This is a genomic window from Bacillus sp. FSL R5-0820 (assembly GCF_038593385.1).
Classification (GTDB): Bacteria; Bacillota; Bacilli; order Bacillales; family Bacillaceae; genus Bacillus; species Bacillus altitudinis.
Map to the genome: position 1 here is coordinate 1,415,336 of NZ_CP151991.1, position 20,204 is coordinate 1,435,539.

General features: G+C 41.5%; 25 protein-coding genes. 21 read left to right on the forward strand and 4 right to left on the reverse strand.

Annotation, left to right across the window (positions count from 1 at the left end; translation table 11 throughout):
• Positions 1-8: 8 nt before the first annotated feature.
• Positions 9-887 carry a cytochrome c oxidase assembly factor CtaG gene (ctaG, locus tag NST15_RS07230; protein ID WP_017359380.1) on the forward strand — a complete coding sequence of 293 codons (879 nt, stop codon included), beginning with the start codon at positions 9-11 and terminating at the stop codon, positions 885-887.
• 235 nt (positions 888-1,122) lie between these two features.
• On the opposite strand, the gene NST15_RS07235 is transcribed toward ctaG, so the two are convergent.
• Complete coding sequence (locus tag NST15_RS07235; protein ID WP_342498970.1) at positions 1,123-1,488, reverse strand: YugN family protein; 366 nt, start codon at positions 1,486-1,488, stop codon at positions 1,123-1,125.
• A gap of 161 nt (positions 1,489-1,649) precedes the next feature.
• On the opposite strand from NST15_RS07235, the gene NST15_RS07240 reads away from it, so the two are divergent.
• From NST15_RS07240 to coaD, 9 genes are all read left to right on the forward strand, one after another.
• Positions 1,650-2,072, forward strand: coding sequence for a CBS domain-containing protein (locus NST15_RS07240; protein ID WP_034646433.1), 423 nt, complete (start codon positions 1,650-1,652; stop codon positions 2,070-2,072).
• A 122-nt stretch (positions 2,073-2,194) separates the two neighbouring features.
• Positions 2,195-3,238 carry a CAP-associated domain-containing protein gene (locus tag NST15_RS07245; protein WP_342498971.1) on the forward strand — a complete coding sequence of 348 codons (1,044 nt, stop codon included), beginning with the start codon at positions 2,195-2,197 and terminating at the stop codon, positions 3,236-3,238.
• 109 nt (positions 3,239-3,347) lie between these two features.
• Positions 3,348-3,761 (forward strand): YlbD family protein, encoded by a 414-nt coding sequence (locus NST15_RS07250; protein WP_017367184.1) that lies wholly within the window; start codon positions 3,348-3,350, stop codon positions 3,759-3,761.
• Positions 3,762-3,780: 19 nt separating this feature from the next.
• Complete coding sequence (locus NST15_RS07255; RefSeq protein WP_017359376.1) at positions 3,781-4,029, forward strand: YlbE-like family protein; 249 nt, start codon at positions 3,781-3,783, stop codon at positions 4,027-4,029.
• A gap of 73 nt (positions 4,030-4,102) precedes the next feature.
• The gene (locus NST15_RS07260) at positions 4,103-4,510 is read left to right on the forward strand and encodes a hypothetical protein (RefSeq protein WP_342498972.1); all 408 of its coding nucleotides are present in this window, start codon (positions 4,103-4,105) and stop codon (positions 4,508-4,510) included.
• A gap of 57 nt (positions 4,511-4,567) precedes the next feature.
• Positions 4,568-5,017: a YlbF family regulator gene (locus tag NST15_RS07265; RefSeq protein WP_007499807.1), complete on the forward strand. Its 450-nt coding sequence runs from the start codon at positions 4,568-4,570 to the stop codon at positions 5,015-5,017.
• 65 nt (positions 5,018-5,082) lie between these two features.
• Positions 5,083-5,355: a YlbG family protein gene (locus NST15_RS07270; RefSeq protein WP_008345023.1), complete on the forward strand. Its 273-nt coding sequence runs from the start codon at positions 5,083-5,085 to the stop codon at positions 5,353-5,355.
• A gap of 312 nt (positions 5,356-5,667) precedes the next feature.
• Positions 5,668-6,225: a 16S rRNA (guanine(966)-N(2))-methyltransferase RsmD gene (gene rsmD / locus NST15_RS07275; protein ID WP_007499805.1), complete on the forward strand. Its 558-nt coding sequence runs from the start codon at positions 5,668-5,670 to the stop codon at positions 6,223-6,225.
• A gap of 3 nt (positions 6,226-6,228) precedes the next feature.
• On the forward strand, positions 6,229-6,711 hold the full coding sequence (gene coaD / locus NST15_RS07280; protein ID WP_007499803.1) for a pantetheine-phosphate adenylyltransferase: 483 nt from the start codon (positions 6,229-6,231) through the stop codon (positions 6,709-6,711).
• A gap of 13 nt (positions 6,712-6,724) precedes the next feature.
• On the opposite strand, the gene ylbJ is transcribed toward coaD, so the two are convergent.
• Positions 6,725-7,933, reverse strand: a complete 1,209-nt coding sequence (gene ylbJ, locus NST15_RS07285) for a sporulation integral membrane protein YlbJ (RefSeq protein WP_342498973.1) — start codon at positions 7,931-7,933, stop codon at positions 6,725-6,727.
• Positions 7,934-8,089: 156 nt separating this feature from the next.
• Between ylbJ and NST15_RS07290 the strand changes: the two genes are divergently transcribed.
• Complete coding sequence (locus NST15_RS07290) at positions 8,090-8,869, forward strand: patatin-like phospholipase family protein (protein WP_017367186.1); 780 nt, start codon at positions 8,090-8,092, stop codon at positions 8,867-8,869.
• Between the two features lie 4 nt (positions 8,870-8,873).
• A complete protein-coding gene (locus NST15_RS07295) occupies positions 8,874-9,902 on the forward strand; it encodes a SepM family pheromone-processing serine protease (RefSeq protein ID WP_017359372.1) in 1,029 nt (342 codons plus the stop codon).
• Positions 9,903-9,938: 36 nt separating this feature from the next.
• Here the strand turns inward: NST15_RS07295 and NST15_RS07300 are convergent, their stop codons facing one another.
• Positions 9,939-11,363 (reverse strand): nucleotidyltransferase, encoded by a 1,425-nt coding sequence (locus tag NST15_RS07300; RefSeq protein ID WP_342498974.1) that lies wholly within the window; start codon positions 11,361-11,363, stop codon positions 9,939-9,941.
• 26 nt (positions 11,364-11,389) lie between these two features.
• Between NST15_RS07300 and NST15_RS07305 the strand changes: the two genes are divergently transcribed.
• From NST15_RS07305 to gerR, 3 genes are all read left to right on the forward strand, one after another.
• The gene (locus NST15_RS07305) at positions 11,390-11,908 is read left to right on the forward strand and encodes a DUF177 domain-containing protein (RefSeq protein ID WP_008345010.1); all 519 of its coding nucleotides are present in this window, start codon (positions 11,390-11,392) and stop codon (positions 11,906-11,908) included.
• Between the two features lie 21 nt (positions 11,909-11,929).
• Positions 11,930-12,103: a 50S ribosomal protein L32 gene (gene rpmF, locus NST15_RS07310; protein ID WP_008354700.1), complete on the forward strand. Its 174-nt coding sequence runs from the start codon at positions 11,930-11,932 to the stop codon at positions 12,101-12,103.
• Between the two features lie 138 nt (positions 12,104-12,241).
• Entirely contained in the window at positions 12,242-12,781 is a 540-nt protein-coding gene (gerR, locus tag NST15_RS07315) for a sporulation-specific transcriptional regulator GerR (RefSeq protein WP_017359370.1), read from the forward strand.
• A gap of 53 nt (positions 12,782-12,834) precedes the next feature.
• Here the strand turns inward: gerR and NST15_RS07320 are convergent, their stop codons facing one another.
• Positions 12,835-13,314 carry an N-acetyltransferase gene (locus NST15_RS07320; RefSeq protein ID WP_007499784.1) on the reverse strand — a complete coding sequence of 160 codons (480 nt, stop codon included), beginning with the start codon at positions 13,312-13,314 and terminating at the stop codon, positions 12,835-12,837.
• Positions 13,315-13,524: 210 nt separating this feature from the next.
• On the opposite strand from NST15_RS07320, the gene NST15_RS07325 reads away from it, so the two are divergent.
• The 6 genes from NST15_RS07325 (at position 13,525) to NST15_RS07350 (ending at position 20,203) form a co-directional block, all read left to right on the forward strand.
• On the forward strand, positions 13,525-14,418 hold the full coding sequence (locus NST15_RS07325; RefSeq protein WP_048002856.1) for a 2-dehydropantoate 2-reductase: 894 nt from the start codon (positions 13,525-13,527) through the stop codon (positions 14,416-14,418).
• A 65-nt stretch (positions 14,419-14,483) separates the two neighbouring features.
• Positions 14,484-16,103, forward strand: coding sequence for a bacillithiol biosynthesis cysteine-adding enzyme BshC (gene bshC / locus NST15_RS07330; RefSeq protein WP_342498975.1), 1,620 nt, complete (start codon positions 14,484-14,486; stop codon positions 16,101-16,103).
• Positions 16,104-16,230: 127 nt separating this feature from the next.
• Positions 16,231-16,662: a division/cell wall cluster transcriptional repressor MraZ gene (mraZ, locus tag NST15_RS07335; RefSeq protein ID WP_035701066.1), complete on the forward strand. Its 432-nt coding sequence runs from the start codon at positions 16,231-16,233 to the stop codon at positions 16,660-16,662.
• Positions 16,663-16,728: 66 nt separating this feature from the next.
• Positions 16,729-17,661, forward strand: coding sequence for a 16S rRNA (cytosine(1402)-N(4))-methyltransferase RsmH (gene rsmH / locus NST15_RS07340; RefSeq protein ID WP_007499781.1), 933 nt, complete (start codon positions 16,729-16,731; stop codon positions 17,659-17,661).
• 36 nt (positions 17,662-17,697) lie between these two features.
• Entirely contained in the window at positions 17,698-18,045 is a 348-nt protein-coding gene (ftsL, locus tag NST15_RS07345) for a cell division protein FtsL (RefSeq protein ID WP_025207292.1), read from the forward strand.
• 7 nt (positions 18,046-18,052) lie between these two features.
• The gene (locus NST15_RS07350) at positions 18,053-20,203 is read left to right on the forward strand and encodes a penicillin-binding protein (protein ID WP_024720306.1); all 2,151 of its coding nucleotides are present in this window, start codon (positions 18,053-18,055) and stop codon (positions 20,201-20,203) included.
• The last annotated feature ends 1 nt before the right edge of the window (position 20,204 follow it).

The following is a 20,204-nucleotide window of genomic DNA, read 5'->3' on the forward strand; positions in this document are numbered from 1 at the left end:
GCGCAGCAATGGAAAACTTAGAGATATTTGGATTTCGTGCATTATGGAGTCCTTACTATTTGACATGTATTGTAGTAGCAGCCACTTTTTATCTGCTTCTCGTGACGAAGGGAAAGCACCGTGCGACGGTGAAAGAGAAAACGCTGTTTCTCACGGGGCTTGTGTTGCTTTATGCAGTGAAGGGGAGCCCGATTGATTTAATGGGGCATATTATGTTCAGTGCGCATATGGCGCAAATGGCAGTGCTCTATTTGGTCATCCCGCCGCTTCTTATTACAGGTTTACCTGCGGCGATTTGGGAGCGGATCATTCAAACACGGGGTATTCAGCCGATTTTCCGCTTGTTTTCTAAGCCGTTGATTGCCTTGCTCGGATTTAACGGGTTGTTTTCGCTGTATCATATTCCGCTTGTGTTCGATTTTGTCAAAACAGATCCGTTTTATCACGCATTGATGACGGTTGTCATTTTTATCGCTGCCTTTTTCATGTGGTGGCCGCTTGTCCATAAAGTGCAAAGTCAGCCGCAGATTACGGGCATTTTAAAGCTTGGATATATTATGGCAGATGGGATTTTAATGACACCTGCCTGCGCACTCATTATGTTTAGTGAAGCGCCTATCTATGCCACTTATTCAGATGCCGGCGCATGGATACAAGCACTGCACCTATGCGTACCGAGTGATATGCTTGCTGGTCTTGCGCTTACGGGACCTGACATGTTTCATACATTGCCGCTGCTAGAAGATCAGCAACTAGGTGCTATTTTGATGAAAATCATTCAAGAGATTGTATACGGATCGATTCTTGCTGTTGTCTTCTTTGACTGGGCAAGAAAAGAAAGAGCGAAAGATGCCGTACCAGATGCGCTCATTCCGAAATATGAATAAATGAAAAACACAGCCGCAGGGGCTGTGCTTCCAGATTGTTGGCAAAGGGCTAAAATGAACTTTATTTTAGCCCTTTGTCTTCTTTTCAGCGTGATAGAAAACCTTTGCAGTCTAGGAAGGACGAGCACTGGAGCGGATCGAATTTGGCATTCGTGAGCACCAGCGCACAGGACTGACAACGAATGCGAGGGTTTGTCTACACGCTGAAAGCACAGCCGTAGGGGCTGTGCTTCTTTTATGCTTCAGCAGTTATCGCTTCTAGTTTTTCTTTCAATAGGTTCAGCGTTTTTTTGCTGGATTGAATAAGAGATTTAGGGAAATCTTCGCCTTCTCCATATTCAACACCATGTGGATAATAGTGTTTTCCAAGTAAAGGTGTCAGCAGCTGGATGTAGGCTTTTTTGGAGCCGACATCTCCCTCAGTGGCGTAGCCAGAGATCCGTAAGTAAAACGTCCCCTCTACCATGTTATACTTCCTGTCGTACGTCACACGCTCATAATCCCATTGATCGGCTCGTACAAATCCTTCACTTTCCATAATGAAATCCAATTTATTTAAGTCAGCTGATACCTTTTCAATCCCCGTACCTTCAAACTTCACCCAAAACCCCTCCTTATAAAAATTCCCTTTACTGACAATCATAGTATGAAAGCGTTAAACTTTCAACTGTGAAAGGTATGTTCTTTTATAAGCTGGTTACAGTAATAAAGAAAATAACGGATGGAGGAATCAACGTGAAAACGAAAAAAATCAAAGATATCATGACGAAAAAAGTAGTGACGTTGCAAAAGGACGACAATGCGTATGAAGCGGCAGTCAAAATGAAAGATGCTGACATTGGTGCCATCCCAGTAGTCGATGGGGATCAGCTTGTTGGTATTGTCACAGACCGCGACCTTGTACTTAGAGGTATTGCTGAGAAAAAGCCGAACTCACAAGAGGTTGGTGCCATCATGACGAAGGAAGTATTGACAGCTGAAGAAGATGCAACCCTAGAAGAAATTGTCCGGTTGATGTCAGAACATCAGCTCCGCCGTATCCCGGTTGTCAAAAACGGGGCACTCACAGGAATCGTAGCCCTTGGGGATTTATCAGTTGAAGATTTATCAAACGATCGTGCAGGTGATGCTCTGACGGAAATCTCTCAACAAGACCAGGATCATGGCCAAGGATTTCTTCATTAGGAGGGGCATATTTTAAATTCGTGTTAAATAGGCTGTATTGTCGTTGATAAATGGAGCAAGTTTTGTTTAAATGACAATAGAAGGTACTTTTTGTACCTTGCCAATTTAACGGAGGTGTTTATTTGAAAACTGTGCTGAAAACACTCTTCATCCTCCTGATTATATCTGGAACGTACGTTCTGTTTATTCAATATGGATCTTCACCAGAAAAAGAAAACAGCAATGAGCCGAAGGTGTCTAATGAAGAAACATCTAGCGATAAGCCGATCAACATTCCGAAAAAAGGGCTCATGTCCTTTATGGGGAAGTCTTCAAACGAAGTGCTTAAACAGCTAGGGGAACCAGATCGCATTGATCCTTCCGCATATGATTATGACTGGTGGATATACAATCAATCGAAGAAACACTATATTCAAGTAGGGGTAAAGGACAGTAAAGTGGTGACCTTGTTTGCGACAGGGGATGGGCTGAATGTTGAGCCGTTTAAAATCGGTCAAGCCACAAGTGAAGTATTTAAAAAAACACAAATCGCTCCTTACATTCATGTAGAGGACGAGGGAAATTCATATCGCTTTGAATTCTCAGAAGATGATATGAATACCAGGCCGACGGTGAAAGTGGGAGATGATGTGTATGTCCAGCTCTACATGGATAAGTTTGAAAGCACTCTTTCGAGCATTAGAGCTTTTAACGCAGATACATTTGTCAAACAAAAGCCGTATGAAGTCGTTTATCGAGGTCAATTAATTGAACCTGAGGCGATATCAGGCGAAAAATGGAAGGATATTGAAGCGTCGAGTCAAAAACAAATTTTTGATATGACCAATATTATCCGCCATAAGTACAAACTACCGACCTTAAAGTGGGACGATGAAACCTCTGAAGTGGCATTCATGCATAGTGAGGACATGAAAGATCATCATTATTTCTCCCATGAATCTAAAAAATACGGCACGCTGAAAGACCGGTTAGAAAGAGGAGAGGTCACATTTCAGCTTGCGGGGGAAAACATTGCGTATAATTATGTTGATGGCCCTGCAGCTGTAGAAGGCTGGCTGAATAGCGAAGGTCACCGGAAGGCATTGTTAAATCAAGATTACACGCACCTTGGCGTTGGTGTGAAAGAAAAGTACTATACACAAAACTTCATTAAGAAAACGTCTTAATCCTCTAAACAGCTGCGCACAGATGGCGGCTGTTTTTTTATGAAAAGGGCTCACCAAAATAGACCCAGATGTATATAGTATAGTAGGCATTTGTATGGGGGGGGAGGATATGACAAATAAGCAAAAGCAAACATCCATTGATGAATTTAAACAGTTCGTCAGACGCCATCCGAAATTAATCCAAGAAGTGCAGACGCAAGAAAAAAGCTGGCAAAGTTTATACGAGAATTGGGTCATGTTTGGTGAGGAAGATGATATGTGGTCTCCTTACCGGCAAACACAAAAGGAAGAAGCAAAAGAAGAAAAAGCCGCTAAGCAAAGTGAACCGGGAAAAGCAGATTTTATGTCTAAAATGGTTTCTGCAGTGAAAAAAATGGACGCTGATCAAATGAATGAACAAATTAATAAAATGAGCCAGTCTATTTCCTCTTTACAAAGCTTACTCGGTCAATTTTCATCAAATGGCTCAAAGAAGGGTTCATCTGGAGGCAGCCAGCACCCATTCTCCTTCAGGAAAGATTAATTGAAAGGGGATGCTTTTGGTGCGGAGAGAAGTACAAGAGTTTGTCATGGCGGAAGAGGATCGAATCAAATTCATCAGGCAGCGCCCACTCTGGTATAGACAGTTAACGCGGCATCCTGAAAATGTCACTTCGTTTGAATTAGATAAAATGAACTTTTACGAAAAAACCATTCCTCATCGTGTGAGCCAGTTGAGCAATAGTGTCCAAATGGCTGAAATGATGATCCAGATGTTCCAAGCAATGCGCAATCAAAATGGAGCCGGGTGAGGCTTTTTTTGAGTTGATTAAGATGTCTATTTCATGAGCATCCTATGAAAGTAGACGAAAGGAGAATCAGAACATGAAATGGATGCTGTCAATATGCGCATTGCTTTTTCTTCTCACCGGATGTCAAAGTCAACATGATCAAGAGCAAGTAACTAGGCAAGAACCAGCAGTACCAGTCATGCAGAAGACGCAAAGTGAAATGAAGCAGCAAGGCTTTTTAAAATACAAAGTGCAGGGATCTGTTTTGTATATAGAAAGTACACTTCAAGATTTTCACCTTGAACCTTCACCCCTGAAAAAGGATAAGAAGGCGGGGTATTTTACTGTATATGTAGACGGGAAACGGGCAGGCAATGAGTATACTGCGGCGTTTGTGGTCAAGCACCTTTCAAAAGGAAAGCATAAAATGACCGTTGTGCTAAATTCTCGTCACCCTGAATATAAGCAGAAAAGAGAGACGTGGGATGTATTTGTCACGTAAAAGCATTTTCTGATCCATAGGTTTCGTGGTAAACTATGAATTGGAGGTGCAACATTTATGTATGCGACAATCGAATCTGTGGAGCTCCAAGAGGAAGCAAATCAATTGGCTGCCATGATTCTTCAGTCGGAGGAGGCTGAACATTACCGCAACTGCTTTAAGCGTCTCCAGCAAGACGAAGAAGCCCAACAAATTATTGCCCATTTTACAAAAGTAAAAGAGCAATATGAAGATGTGCAGCGGTTCGGCAAATACCATCCGGACTATAGAACGATCTCAAAAGAAATGCGTGAGGTCAAAAGAAAGCTAGATCTTCACGATACAGTGGTTGATTTCAAAAAAGCAGAAACAGCGATTCAATCCATCTTAGATGAGATTAGTATTGAAATCGGTCAAGCTGTATCAGCATATATTAAAGTTCCAACAGGGAACCCATATTTTGATGGTCTATCATCATGCGGCGGTGGCTGTGGATCAGGAGGCAGCTGTGGCTGTAAAGTATCTTGACGAGACTTGAACGTCTCGTCTTTTACATAATGAACGGAAAGAATTGAAAAGCGGCAGGTGAAAAGATGGATACCAAACGTCAAGGGATGGTCGTTTGGCTGCATTCGTTAAAGCAGTCAAAAGCGCTAAGGAAATTTGGAAATGTTCACTATATTTCAAGGAAAATGAAATATGCAGTGATTTATTGTGATATGAATGATCTTGAGCGCCACATGGCAAAGCTCAGTTCATTGCCATTTGTGAAACGTGTTGAGCCTTCCTATAAACCTTTTATTAAATTAGAGTACGAATCGAAATTGGACAAAGCAAAAGAGTATGACTATAAGGTGGGCTTTTAAAGACACAAAAAAACCCCCGCGGCATCACCCGCGGGGTCCTTCTATTCTTAATGATTCATTAAGGAGAAGGCAAAGGGAGAGGAGAAACCGGAGGAAGAACTTATGGGGAAACGTAAGTCTTCTCCGCGGTTGGCAACAGCACCACATCAGATGCTGTTAACAGTAGTATGACCCTCTCTTTTGTGATCTATACATAGAAAATGAATGGAATTCAGTGCATTGTCCCATGTGGAGTGGATATGGTAAGATAATGTTGAATTTTTTGTCATCAAACAATATTCAATAGATGCAAGCAGAAAAAGTGGTGGAAAAATGAGAGTGATTTCTGGAACAAAAAAAGGCCGCACGCTGAAAGCCGTACCCGGCCAATCAACAAGACCAACAACAGATAAAGTAAAAGAATCCATTTTTAATATGATTGGACCGTATTTTGATGGGGGATGGGCCCTTGATTTATTTGCTGGAAGTGGTGGTTTAGGTATTGAAGCGCTTTCTAGAGGGTTCGATCATTGTATATTTGTGGATCGAGATATGAAGGCGATTCAGACGATTAAAGGCAACTTGAATCAATTGTCGCTGATGGATCAAAGTGAAGTGTTTCGAAATGATGCAAACCGTGCACTCGCTGCTGTAGTGAAGCGAGAAGAATCTTTTCAAGCCATCTTCCTTGATCCGCCGTATAAAGATCAAAAGTTGAAAGCACTTCTTGATACGATTGATGAGCATTCTTTATTAGCAGATGATGGCGTCATTGTGTGTGAGCACGATAAAGATGTGACACTGCCAGAGGAAGCAGGACAGCTACATATCTCAAGGCAGGAAATGTACGGAATGACTGGCATTACGATCTATAGAAAGCGGGGAAATTAAAGCATGGGGAATATAGCCGTTTGTCCGGGTAGCTTCGATCCAGTCACATTGGGCCATTTGGATATTATCAAAAGAGGGGCAAAAATTTTTGATGAAGTATATGTGTGCGTCCTCAATAACTCATCAAAAAAGCCGTTGTTTACTGTTGAAGAGCGGTGTGAACTCATTCGTCAAGCAACAAAGGAGCTGCCGAATATCAAAGTGGAATCCTTTCATGGACTGCTCGTTGATTATGCGAAACAAAAAGAGGCGAAAGTCATTTTACGCGGACTTAGAGCGGTGACGGACTTTGAATACGAGATGCAAGGGACATCAATGAACAAAGTGTTGAATGATGACATTGAAACGTTCTTTATGATGACGAATAATCAATACTCTTTCTTAAGTTCAAGCATTGTTAAAGAAGTAGCGAAGTATCATGGATCAGTCAAAGAGCTTGTACCGCAAGAGGTCGAAGCTGCGCTGAAAGAAAAATTTAATGGATGAGTGCATTGTGCACTCATCCATTTTTTAATTTCTGAAAATAGAGCGCAATATACACGATCAGACTGAACAAGGTGATGAGAGGACCAGCAGATACAAGCTGATTCCATAACACGCTGCTAAACATCACGACTTGCTCGCTTGTTTCAAATGCCCCTGCTGGAAGCGCCATGTCTGCTTTAGAGACATAAAGGGGCTTGAATAACAGAAAGGCAAAGACGGCTGCGTAAATACCGTGAAGCAAACGGGCGAAGAAAAACGGTTTAAAGCGTATATCGGTTGCTGCCAAAATGCCGGCTACCTGAGCTTGAACGGAGAATCCGCTAAATCCTAAAATAAAGCTGACCACAATTGTTTTAGCGAGCAGGGAAACCTCTTGTGATCCTGTAAGCTGACTTCCTAATGTGATTTCAAATAGACCCGCAATCATGGCTAGATCTAATTCTGGCGGAAGGTGCATCGTTTTCAGTATAGAGCCGATCCCGATAGAGAGAAGATCTGTTACATGAACGACAGCGAGCATTTTACTAAAGACAGAAAATAAAATGATAAAGCCGCCAATCATAAAGAGCGTTTGAACAGATGACATGACAGCGTCACTTAATATTTGGCCAAGTGGTCTTTTTTCTGCGAGTCTTGCCGTATGAAGAGCGCTGAATGCTTCTCGAATTGGAGGCAATAAAAATCCTTTTCGGCTTCTGAGGTGCGCATCATGACGTGCTTTATATCCGCGCATCGTCACCCCAACCGCGAGATTTCCTAAATAATGTGCACAGGCTAACACAATGCCTAAAGCTGGGTGATGAAAAAATCCTACAGCCACTGCTCCAAAAATGAACAAAGGGTTTGAAGAATTGGTAAATGACACAAGGCGTTCTGCTTCAATTCTTGTCAGCTGTCCTTCCTGCCGAAGTCTTGTCGTCAATTTAGCGCCAGAAGGAAAACCAGAGGCCATTCCCATCGCTAATACAAAACCGCCGACACCAGGCACCCGAAAGATAGGCCGCATAAATGGCTCTAATAATACGCCGACAAATCTGACAATCCCGAAACTGATTAATAGCTCGGACAAAATAAAAAAAGGTAGCAGCGATGGAAAAACCACTTCCCACCACATTGCAAGTCCATTTTTCGATGCTTGCAAAGAGGCTTGTGGATGTGTTATCACAGTGGCTGTTAAAAAGATAAAAAAAGCAGCGATGAACAGAGTGTTCCATTTTTTCATGGAGATGTCGCCCCTTGCCGTTATAATCTATTGGCGAGCTCGTGATTAAAGAAAAAGAGATGCTAGCCGAGCCTGTCTTCTATTACTATACGATGAGAAGGGGCATGTTTAGACCTATAGATTCGTATATATGCATAGAAAGAGGAGGGTGGATTCATGAAACGACCGATTATCGGGCTTGCGCTGGGCTCCGGGGGTGCCAGAGGGATGGCGCATATCGGGGTTTTATCTAGTCTTGAGAAACAAGGAATTCAGGTGGATATGATCGCAGGAAGCAGTATTGGTGCTCTTGTGGGGAGCTTTTATGCGGCAGGACAAGACGTAGAAAAAATGAAAAAACTTGCACTTGTCTTCAGAAGAAAGTATTATGCTGACTATACACTGCCAAAAATCGGTCTGTTAAAAGGAAATCGAATTTTGCAGCTGATTCACACGTTTACATATGGGAAGAATATTGAAGAAATGCGCGTGCCTCTTGCGATTGTCGCCTGTGACCTTCAGACAGGGGAGAAGGTTGTGTTCAAAGAAGGGTCTGTCTCACAAGCAGTCAGGGCAAGCATTAGCATTCCGGGTGTGTTTGTTCCGCATGAAATAGGCGGCAGGCAATTGGTGGATGGAGCGGTAGTGGACCGCATTCCTGTCTCTGTTCTCAAAGAAATGGGGGCAGATCTCATTATCGCCTCTGATGTATCAAGGGTGAAAAAAACAGAAAAGGCAACGAGATTATCGGATGTCATTATGCAAAGTTTGGACATCCTTCAAAATGAATTGGTTCGTCACCAAACCATTCATGCAGATCTCATGATTCGGCCGAAGCTCGAGACCTTTAGCTCTAGTGCGTTTACACAGGTTCAAGAAATGATTGAAGCAGGTGAACTCGCCGCCGACCAACTAAAAGGAAAACTGAAAGATGTCATTGATAAATGGGAGTGTTAATCGAATGAAAAAATTAAATATTCGCTGGCTCAGCTTTTTTGCTGTTGTTCTAGTCTTATTTGGCTTAACTTTTGTGAAACTGCCCTATTACGTCACAAAGCCAGGTGATGCCACAGAAATTGCGCCACACATTCAAGTAGACGGAGGATATGGCGAGAAGGGCAGCTTTTCTCTTATGACCATTAAAGTAGGTCCAGCCAATCCATATACGTATTTGCTTGCAAAAATGAACAAGTATGACGAAATCGTTCCAGAAGAAAATATTAAAGCGGACGGAGAGTCTGATGAGGATTATATGAAACGGCAGCTGCAGCTCATGAAAAGTTCTCAAGAAAATGCGATGATTGCCGCTTATACAAAAGCGGGAAAAAAAGTAGATTATACGTTTAATGGGGTATATGCGAGCTATGTGATGAAAGGAATGCCTGCATATGGGAAGATTGAAGTTGGTGATAAGATCAAAAGTGTCGACGGCCATACATACGAGTCAGCAGATAAAATGGTTTCGTATATCAGCAGTAAAAAAGCAGGCACGACTGTCCGTTTTGTACTTGAACGTAATGGCAAAGAAATCACGCAGAACGTGACGTTAAAACCATTTAAAGAAGAGCCAAAACGAGTGGGAATTGGCGTATCACTATTTACAGACCGTCATGTGAAAGTGTCTCCTTCTGTGAAAGTGGATATTGAAAACATCGGCGGTCCATCGGCTGGTTTAATGATGTCACTTGAAATTTACAATCAGCTGACAAAAGAAGATGAAACACATGGCTATGCGATCGCAGGAACTGGAACGATTGATGCAGATGGTACAGTCGGACCGATTGGCGGAATTGATCAAAAGGTTGTTGCAGCAGACAAAGCAGGGAAAGACATCTTCTTTGCACCGAATGATAAAGGTGACCCAAACTCTGACTACAAAAATGCAGTCAAAACAGCAAAAGATATTAAAAGTGATATGAAAATCGTTCCTGTGGATACCATGCAGGACGCACTAAACTATTTAAACAAATTAAAAGAGAAAGCATCATAAAAAAGAGCAGCCTGCAAATCAGGCTGCTTTTTTCTATCAAGATGAAAAGAGTCCGCTCTCTTCATCATATCGAATCGGTGATGTTTTAAACTCTGCTTTCGTTAATTCTGTTTGCATGGGTTCACAGATGGGAAGGCTGAACACCCTTGAAGCGCGAATATCAAGATCAAGGGCGGGATGTGAAAAGGAAGACAGTTTACTCACAAGTGGTACATCCAACTCTTTTTTTACAAGAGACAGGTACTGTTGTCCTTTCCTTGTCATTCCAAGTAAACGAATATAGGGCGCTTTTTTCTCTTCAAGCAGCTCGTGCATCGTCTTTTTCTTCACGTTCATTAATAGATGCGTATTCATCCGCTGTAACCTTGTCCACGTATATCGTTTTGTTTTGACAAGTGATAGATACTCCTCGTAGGAAGACGCATGTGTCATGGCTTTTTGCATGCGGTGTTCAATGCCTTCTTCAATTTCATAGATGCCCTCTAGTTCACTCGTATCCATTGTATGAAAGACATGTTTCAGAAAGCGAAAATAGGCTTCTTGCGTATGTAAAAGACCATATGAAGAATGATAGTCGTGTAATTGCTTTAAAGTAGCGTCCGGGAGGTAGGGCGTGACTGCTTGAAATGAGCTCTGTTCTTTTAAAGCTTTTCGGATACTTGTGGCGCTTGCGATTTTTTGGTTGTCAGGTAGTTCTTCATCATGATAATCAGATGCAATTCTTTGAGACGTAAAAGGCTGCATGTGAGGAGCTCTCTCTAAGATGGCTTTAACATAATGAAAGCCTAAAATGTTATTTGGTTTGGACAAATCCAGTAAGTGTTCAGAATGAATGACTTCTTGAAACGCACCTGCTGCTGCTGCGGGATAACTAAGACCTTCTTTCACCTTTTCTTTTGTGAAAAGGTCAATCTCTGCCTTTTTTTCATACCAAGCGTGTGCTGTGCGCTCAAATGCGTTGATCTCTCCATCCTCACTGCCGAAAAAAAGAGAATGGCATTTTAATGCATCAAGGATGGACACAGCGCCATTGGCGAAGGTTTCTGCCTTTTGTACGGCATATATGTATGGAAGCTCACACACAATGTCTACGCCGTTTTGCAGTGCCATTTTTGTGCGTGCCCATTTTGAGACGATGGCAGGCTCCCCGCGCTGGAGGAAAGAACCGCTCATGACGGCAATGGCAACATCTGAGGAGGTTTGTTTTTTCGCCTGATTCACATGATAGGCATGCCCATAATGAAATGGATTGTACTCGACAACGACTCCCACTGCTTTCAATAGATGTTCCGCCTTTCTTGCTATGGTTAAATGGTCTGTGCTACAGTAGCATAAGGGAAAAATGAAGACCATTTTTTTCAGTGTAGGCATTCCGAGAACTGATGTCAAACAGCCCTTTGACGTCATGAAGGACTGTAAAGAAAAAATATTGACAAATAGCATGATGAAAGCTATAATCATGTTTGTTGCTCTTAGAGGTGATACAATTGAAATGGACAGTTTATCAGTTACATCAAAAAGCTAAAAACAGCTTCGATTTTCATGAGACGGTTGACTTAAATGAACTTACTAGCCTTCATTCAGATATACGTCGTATTTCACCAGTAGAGGTGAAAGGGACTGGAGTGATCGAATCAAAGCAAGTCGCATTTGATTTAACCATCACAGGTGAAATGACATTGCCTTGTTCAAGAACGCTTGTTGATGTAAATTATCCATTTGCGATTTCAACAAAAGAACTATTTGTACTTCATAAGACAGACGATATAGAAGATGAAGACGTATCTGTTGTAGAAGACGATATCATCGACTTAACGCCTATAGTCAAGGAAGAAATTCTTCTTGAAGTGCCCATGCAAATCTTTTGCGACCAAGCTGACGTAAAAGGTGCTGCACCACAGGAAGGGAATGACTGGGCGGTCATTTCGGAAGATGCACATCAAAACCGAATTGATCCTCGTCTGGAAGGCTTGAAGAAGCTCTTAGAAGAAAATAATGAATCTTAACTCTTTAAGGAGGTGGGAATAATGGCTGTACCTTTTAGAAGAACTTCTAAAATGAAAAAAAGATTGCGTCGTACGCATTTCAAACTACAAGTACCTGGTATGGTAGCTTGCCCAGAATGCGGTGAAATGAAAATTTCTCATCGTGTCTGCAAATCTTGCGGAACATACAAAGGCAAAGACGTAAAAAGCAACTAATGCTTGATAAAAAAACGTGAGGGAATCTTCCCTTGCGTTTTTTTATTGATCTATTTTTTAGGTTTCTCTCCTGCAAATAGTCTATCTACTCTAGTAAGCGCATATGATGTGGTATTCAGATTCAGGGGGGATGATGAGTTGACGATTACACGGCAGGACGCATGGACACAAGATGAAGATTTACTTTTAGCAGAAGTTGTCTTAAGGCATATCCGAGATGGCGGTACCCAGCTTTCAGCATTTGAAGAGGTTGGAAAAGCATTGTCAAGAACAGCAGCAGCATGTGGATTCAGGTGGAATTCTTACGTCAGAAAGCAGTACCAGGCGGGCATTGAGCTTGCCAAAAAACAGCGAAAAGAACTGCGTAAAAAAATTGGTATCCATTCTTCGGGTTTACCGCAGCATGCGTTCACCATAGAGGAGAAGGCATCTTCTGATCAGACTGAACTGACGCTTCGAGAAGTAATTCGGTTTCTAGAGCAGCTTGAGAAAGAACCATCTGGTCCAGCTTATTTACGGGAGGAGCTGAAAGATGCACAGCATCAATTAAAATCACTCACCGAAGAAAATGAACAGCTGAAACGTCAATTAAAAATGACAGAAGAAGATTACCGGGCACTTATTGGTATTGTTGAAAGAGTCAAACAGAATATCAGCTTAAAAGATTACGCAAAATAAGAAAACGCCCCTCACAGATGGAAAGAGGGGCGTTTTCTTATTGATTAAAATGATTAAGCGGACTCACCTGTGTTCTTTTGAATATGTGCAGGCTCCCAAATGAGTGGGTTTTCTCCTTTATCGCGTTCCATATCATATTTCACCGCTTCAAAGCCCATTTTATCCCAAAAACCGGCAGATTTGACGCGTGGATTCGTTCGAATTGGAAGGCCGAAAGATTTTGCGAAATCAACAAGTGCTTCGCCGTATCCTTTACGCTGATATCCTGGCAGCACTTCTAGCTTCCACAGCTCTAGATAATCATGATTATGGTCAAAATACGTCGTCGTCGAGCCATCTACTTGATAGAGGCTCATACGTGCCACAAGCTTATCTCCAAAGTAAATCCCATAAAATGGAGAGTTGCTGTCATTTTCAATCATATTACTTTCTAGGTCTTCAAGCATGGAAAGTTCTTGTATGCCATATTCCTTAAATTGTTTAAATTCCTCTAATGTTTTGTAGTTAATCAGAAGACGTTTTACTTGTGTCATGTGATCTTCCCCCTTACACACATAATGTCGACAGTGATGTCATTGAAGGCGTTTTCATCCCATCCGCCTAAAAAAGTTTTTACACTTATTATTATAGTTTTTTAATTAAAAAAATTCAATCATAGCGCGTTATCTGCTTTTTGCATCGTAGCACGAAACTGGTAAAATAGTTGATAACATGAAGTAAACAGAAAAAGGGAAGTGCGGCAATTGAAAATTGGAATCATTGGCGGTGGTGCGATTGGTCTGCTTTGTGCTAGTTATTTATCAGAGCATCATGACATTACCGTCTTTACAAGAAGAAAACAGCAGGCAGAAGAAATTCGAGCATTAGGAATCGAACGAATGGTAAGAGGGGAAACCATTCAATCAGCTGTTGGGGCCGATACGGGAGTCAAAGGAATATTTGATTTGCTGATTGTGACAGTGAAGTATCATCACCTGCAAGATGTTCTAAGTGAATTATCAGGACTGCCTCGTCAGCGAATCTTATTTTTGCAGAACGGAATGGCCCACTTATTCGATTTAAAGAACTGGAAAACGGCACATCAGTTATATATTGGTGTAGTAGAGCATGGCGCAATGAAGGTGTCTGATCGCGCAGTAAACCATACAGGAATGGGTGTCATCAAGTGGGGAGCATTTCTGCATGAGGAAAAAGGACCTATGAGTAGTGAACTGTCAACGGGCGATTTTCAAATGGTTTATACAGATGAATGGAAGAAAGTACTGGAGGAAAAACTGCTCGTCAATGTGTGTATTAATCCGTTGACGGCTTTATTACATGTGAATAATGGGGAATTGGTATCGAACCCGTCATATGAACATATGATGACATGTGCATTTGAAGAAGCGGTTTCCATTCTAGGGTTGCCTGAGAAAGATCGTCTATGGGCTCATGTGGAATCAATTTGCCATCAAACGGCTGCCAATCAATCGTCGATGCTGCAAGATATCGTCAAAGGCCGCCAAACTGAAAGAAAAGCAATCATTGGCTACCTTTTAAAAAAAGCTCAAGGTCAAGGGATGACGCCGCCATTCCTCACTTTCTTGAATAGAAGCTTGGAAGTATTGGAAAAAAAGCAAACAAAATCTTTTGAGTGAGCTCATTTACATGCTATACTTTTTTCGGGAAACTAACTATTTATTGAAGAAAGGAAGTTCTAAACATGCAATTGACTGAACTTTCCATCCGAAGTCAGAATTTATTCATACGTGATTATATAGAAGAAAAAAAAGAGATGACTGCTTTTTTTGATTATGATATACATTCTGAGCACACATGGAAAAAGAGATACGACGATCTCATGGAAAGGAGCTTCCCGCGCGAGGCTTTAGCGGATTATATGAGCGCATATCATGCAAAATTTGATTCGGCTGCGATGCGTGAGAATATTGAGAAGATCCGTGATGAACGGAGCGTCATGGTGGTTGGAGGACAGCAGGCAGGCTTACTGGCAGGTCCGCTTTATACCATACATAAAATCATTTCCATTATTCAGTTTGCCAAAGAAAAAGAATCAGAGCTTGGCGTTCCTGTTATTCCGGTCTTTTGGGTAGCGGGTGAAGATCACGACGTAGACGAAATTAACTTTGTGTACACGTCTGGCGAAAAAGGCCCAGTCAAACAAAAGCTTCCATTACATCATGTGAAAAAAACAGCTGCGAAAAGAACACCCCTCCACCAAGAGAAAACAGAGAGATGGCTTCGTGATGTATTTTCAACCTATGAGGAATCTGCTTACACCAATGACTTGTTTGATCAGCTTCTTCGATGTTTACGCAAATCAGAAACGTTTACTGATTTCTTTGAGTGGATTGTTTGCGATCTATTTGAAGAAGATGGACTCCTGTTATTGAATTCAGGAGACTTCGGCGTGAAGCCACTTGAACGTACGTTATTCAAGCAAATTGTGGAGTCGAGTGATGCGATCGTGGCTCGCTTAAATAACACGCAGGCTGCCATGAAACAAGCGGGGTATCAGCCGATTATTGAAGCTGGTGACCATCAAGCCAACTTGTTTTACGAATATGATGATGAACGTTTCCTCATTGAACAAGAGAATGGCCAATTTTCTATATCTGAAGTGGGGCTTACTTGGACAAAAGATGAGCTTTTGCAGGAAGTCGAGGAGCACCCAGAGCGGTTTAGCAATAATGTGGTGACCCGTCCATTGATGCAGGAAGCCCTTCTTCCAACGCTTGCTTTTATGGCTGGACACGGTGAAGTGAACTATTGGGGTGAGCTGAAAGGCATCTTCGAGTACTTCGATGTCAAAATGGCACCCGTTCTTCCAAGACTGCACGTCACCATTCTTGAAAGGCATATTGATAAGAAGCTGCCAATAAGAGAATTGTCGGTTGAAGAGGTGCTGACAAAAGGCGTGAAAGAAAAGAAGGATGCGCACTTTCAGCAAAGTCTTCCAGACAGCTTTGTTCAATCGGTTCAACATGCCAAACGTGAATTAGCGAATGTTCATGAGGCAATGAGACAAGAAGTGCTAGAGATCGAACCAAGCTTTGAACAGCTATTAGATAAAAATGCCAAATTTATAGAAGACCAGCTTCAATTTGTTTATCAAAAGGTTGCAAAGCGTGTGGAAGAGAAGGAAGGATACATCCTTCGAGATTTTGAACGGATTGAAAATAGTTTAAAACCACTCGAAGCACCACAAGAAAGAATTTGGAATATCATGTACTTTTTAAACAAATATGGTCCAGAATTCTTCAAAACGTTCAAAAATCTGCCATTTTCATTTCAAAACAAGCAACAAATTGTCAAACTTTGAAATAAAGTTTTAATGAACCCTGACTAGTTCAGGGTTTTTTTTTATGTGGAAACAGTGTAAAATAAGTTTTGTGGAGAGAAGTGGTGGATAGTGGAGAGTATGGGTGAGAAAGTGGGGCTCTGATATCATGTTCATGGGTGAATACCAACATACGATTGATACAAAAGGGCGCATGATCATCCCTGCTAAATTTAGAGACGATCTCGGAGAACAGTTTGTGCTGACGAGAGGGCTTGATCAATGTTTATTTGGCTACCCTATGAGTGAGTGGAAACTAATTGAAGAGAAACTCAAAGCACTGCCGCTAACGAAAAAAGATGCACGTGCGTTTACCCGGTTCTTCTTCTCCGGCGCAGTTGAATGTGATCTGGACAAGCAGGGGCGCATTAACATCGCATCCAACCTACTCCAATATGCAAAACTCGAAAAAGAATGTGTGGTCATCGGCGTTTCAAATCGAATTGAGTTGTGGAGTAAGTCGATCTGGGAACAATATACAGAAGAGCAAGAAGATTCTTTTGCTGAAATTGCTGAAAACATGATTGGATTTGATATATAATAATCCCTTGTGCAGCAAGCTTTCTACACATTCATTTCTATTTGAAAAAGGTGGGACCATATCATCATGTTTCAACATGAGACAGTATTATTAAAAGAAACAGTTGACGGTTTAAACGTCAAAGAAGACGGTACATATGTGGACTGCACGCTAGGCGGCGCAGGTCATAGCTCATATTTACTATCTCAATTATCAGAAAAAGGTACATTGATTGGGTTTGACCAAGACGATGCTGCACTGGATCATGCACGAGAGAAGCTCGCACATGTTAAAGCAAACATTCTTTTCATAAAAAGCAACTTCCGATATTTAAAAGAACGTCTGAATGAACAAGGAATTACAAGCGTAGACGGTGTGATTTTTGATCTTGGGGTTTCATCACCTCAGCTTGACACACCAGAGAGAGGCTTTAGTTATCACCATGATGCACCTCTTGACATGCGAATGGATCAAACCGCTGCTTTGTCGGCAAAACAAGTGGTGAATGAATGGCCATTTGAAGATCTAGTTCGGATTTTCTACAAATATGGGGAAGAAAAATTCAGCAAGCAAATCGCACGCAAAATTGAAGAAGCTAGAAAAAAAGCGCCAATTGAAACAACAGGTGAGCTTGTCGACATTATTAAAGAAGGAATTCCCGCACCTGCAAGACGAAAAGGCGGACATCCAGCGAAAAGAGTGTTTCAAGCGATCCGAATTGCCGTAAATGACGAATTGAAAGTATTTGAAGAAGCGCTAGAACAAGCAATAGAGTTACTCAATCCGAAGGGGAGAATTTCTGTCATTACATTCCATTCACTTGAAGATCGGATTTGTAAAAGTACATTTAAAGAAATGTCTTCTCTTCCAGAACTTCCGCATGGACTACCAGTGATTCCAGAAGGACTTGAACCAAAACTGAAGCTGATCACGAGAAAACCAATCGTTGCATCAGAACAAGAGCTGGAATATAACAACCGTGCCCGTTCAGCGAAGCTCCGAATTGCAGAAAAAAAGTAAACGACACCATAGATGATGATAAAAAGGAGGTTTCTTATGAGTAATTTGGCTTACCAAAGAGAAGTAAAGCAACATCAAACCGAGCAGCAAGGTCAATCGGTTGTTATTAGAAGAAGAGGTTCTATTACACTTGGTGAAAAAATCTTACTTGTCATGTTTGTCATGGCTCTCATGTGCAGCTCGATCCTCATCATTTCGAAAGCCTTTGCTGTTTATCACGCAAATATCGAAGTGCAGAAGCTAGAACAGCAAGTGTCTTTAGAATCGAAAAAGATCACTGAACTGCAAAAGCAAAAAGATTTACTAAGTGAACCAGAGAGAATCATTGAAGCCGCTAAAAAAGCAGGCTTAAGCATGTCGAAAGATGTTAAGAAGGTCGATTAACATGGCGATGCCTAAAAAGAATAAAATGATGAACAGAGGCGCGGCAATTGCGAGTATTTGCTTCGCCCTGTTTTTCTTTATCATCCTTGCACGTTTTATTTATATTCAGATTACGGGAACTGTCGATGGACAAGTGTTAGCTGCAAAAGCCAATGAACAATATCAATCGAAAAAAACACTTGAAGCCAAAAGAGGGTCCATTTTAGACAGAAACGGAAATGTGATTGCGGAAGATACATCTGTGTATAAGCTGATTGCGATCATGAGCAAGAAAATGACGGTTGATCCAAAGCATCCGATGCATGTCGTTGACAAAGAAAAGACAGCAAAAGAGCTGTCAAAGGTCATTGATATGAGTGAGAGTGAAATTTTAAAGCGTCTGAATACAAAGGATGCGTTCCAAGTCGAGTTTGGTAAAGCCGGAAAGGATATTAGTTTTTCAACTAAGGAAAAAATTGAAAAGCTAAAACTTCCTGGGATCGCCTTTGAAAAAGATACAAAGAGGTATTATCCAAACGGCATGTTTGCTTCGAACTTAATCGGTTATGCTAGATTAGATGAAGCAACGAAGGACATGTCAGGCGCAATGGGTCTAGAAAAGGCTCTGAATAAATATTTAAAAGAAAAAGATGGCTATGTAACGTATAACAGCGACAGAAGCGGATGGGCACTTCCGAATAGTAAAGAAGACATCGTTGCCCCGAAAGACGGGAAAAACGTCACACTGACCATCGACCAAAAAATTCAAGCATTTCTTGAAGAAAGTATGACGCAGGTCGCTAAAAAATATAAGCCGAAGAAAATCATTGCGACAGTCGTTGATCCGAAAACTGGAAGAGTTCTTGCAATGGGACAGCGGCCAAGCTTTAATTTAAATGAACTCGACATTACGAATTATAACAACGATGTCATTTCTTACGCATTTGAACCAGGTTCAACGATGAAAATTTTTACACTCGCTGCTGCTATCCAAGAAGGAGTGTACCAAGGCAGTGACAAGTATCAGTCTGGTACTTATAAAGTAGGCGGCGGTCTTGTTAGAGACCATAACAACGGAAATGGCTGGGGAAAAATTGATTTTCATGAAGGTGTTCTACGTTCATCAAACGTAGCTTTTGCGAAATTGGCAAAAGAAAAATTAGGTTTCACACGCTACGAACAATACTTACAAAAATTCCATTTCTATGACAAAACAGGCATAGACTTGCCGAACGAAGCGTCTAGTAAAATTAATTTCAGATACGAATATGACAAAGCATCGACTGCGTATGGTCAGGCGTCCGCGATTACCCCAATTCAGCAAATTGAAGCGGCGACAGCCATTGCCAACGGTGGAACGATGATGAAGCCATATGTAATTGATCATATTACAGACCCGAACACAAACAAAACAATTTTACAGCACGAACCAACCGTGGCAGGAAAACCAATTTCTTCTGATACAGCGAAGCAAGTCCGTGACATTTTAGGTGAGGTCGTTTCCTCAAAAATTGGCACAGGACAGCCATATCAAATCAAAGGTTTTGATGTCGCTGGGAAAACAGGTACAGGACAAATTGGCGGTGCTGGCGGCTACCTTCAAGGGAGAAACGATTACGTCTTTTCATTCATGGGAATGGCACCAAAAGATGATCCGAAGCTACTCGTTTATGTCGCTGTCCAACAGCCTCAGCTATCTGAAACACAAACAGGCTCTGCCCCTGTTTCAGAAATCTTTAACCCTGTGATGAAAAATAGTTTGCTCTATTTAAATATCGCACCAACAAAAACAGACGATAAAAAATCTGGCAAACAGAAAATAAAACAAGAAACAATGCCGTCATTCCTAGATTTAGAAGTGAAACAGGCAGAAACAGAAGCAAAAAACAAAAAGTTATCACCTGTTGTCATTGGTGACGGTCTATCCATTAAACGCCAATGGCCAAATGCGGGCTCTGAATTCTCTGAAAGCCAGAAAGTCTTTTTGAAAACAGCAGGGAAAACCATTAAAATGCCTGATATGACAGGCTGGTCCAGAAGGGAAGTTCTTCAATATGCGTCTATTTCAGGTGTGCATATTGAAACAAATGGACAAGGATATGCTGTCAAACAAAGCGTGAAAAGTGGAGCGGAGATTTCAGATAAAGTCGTCACAGTGACCTTCAAAAGTCCAAATTAAC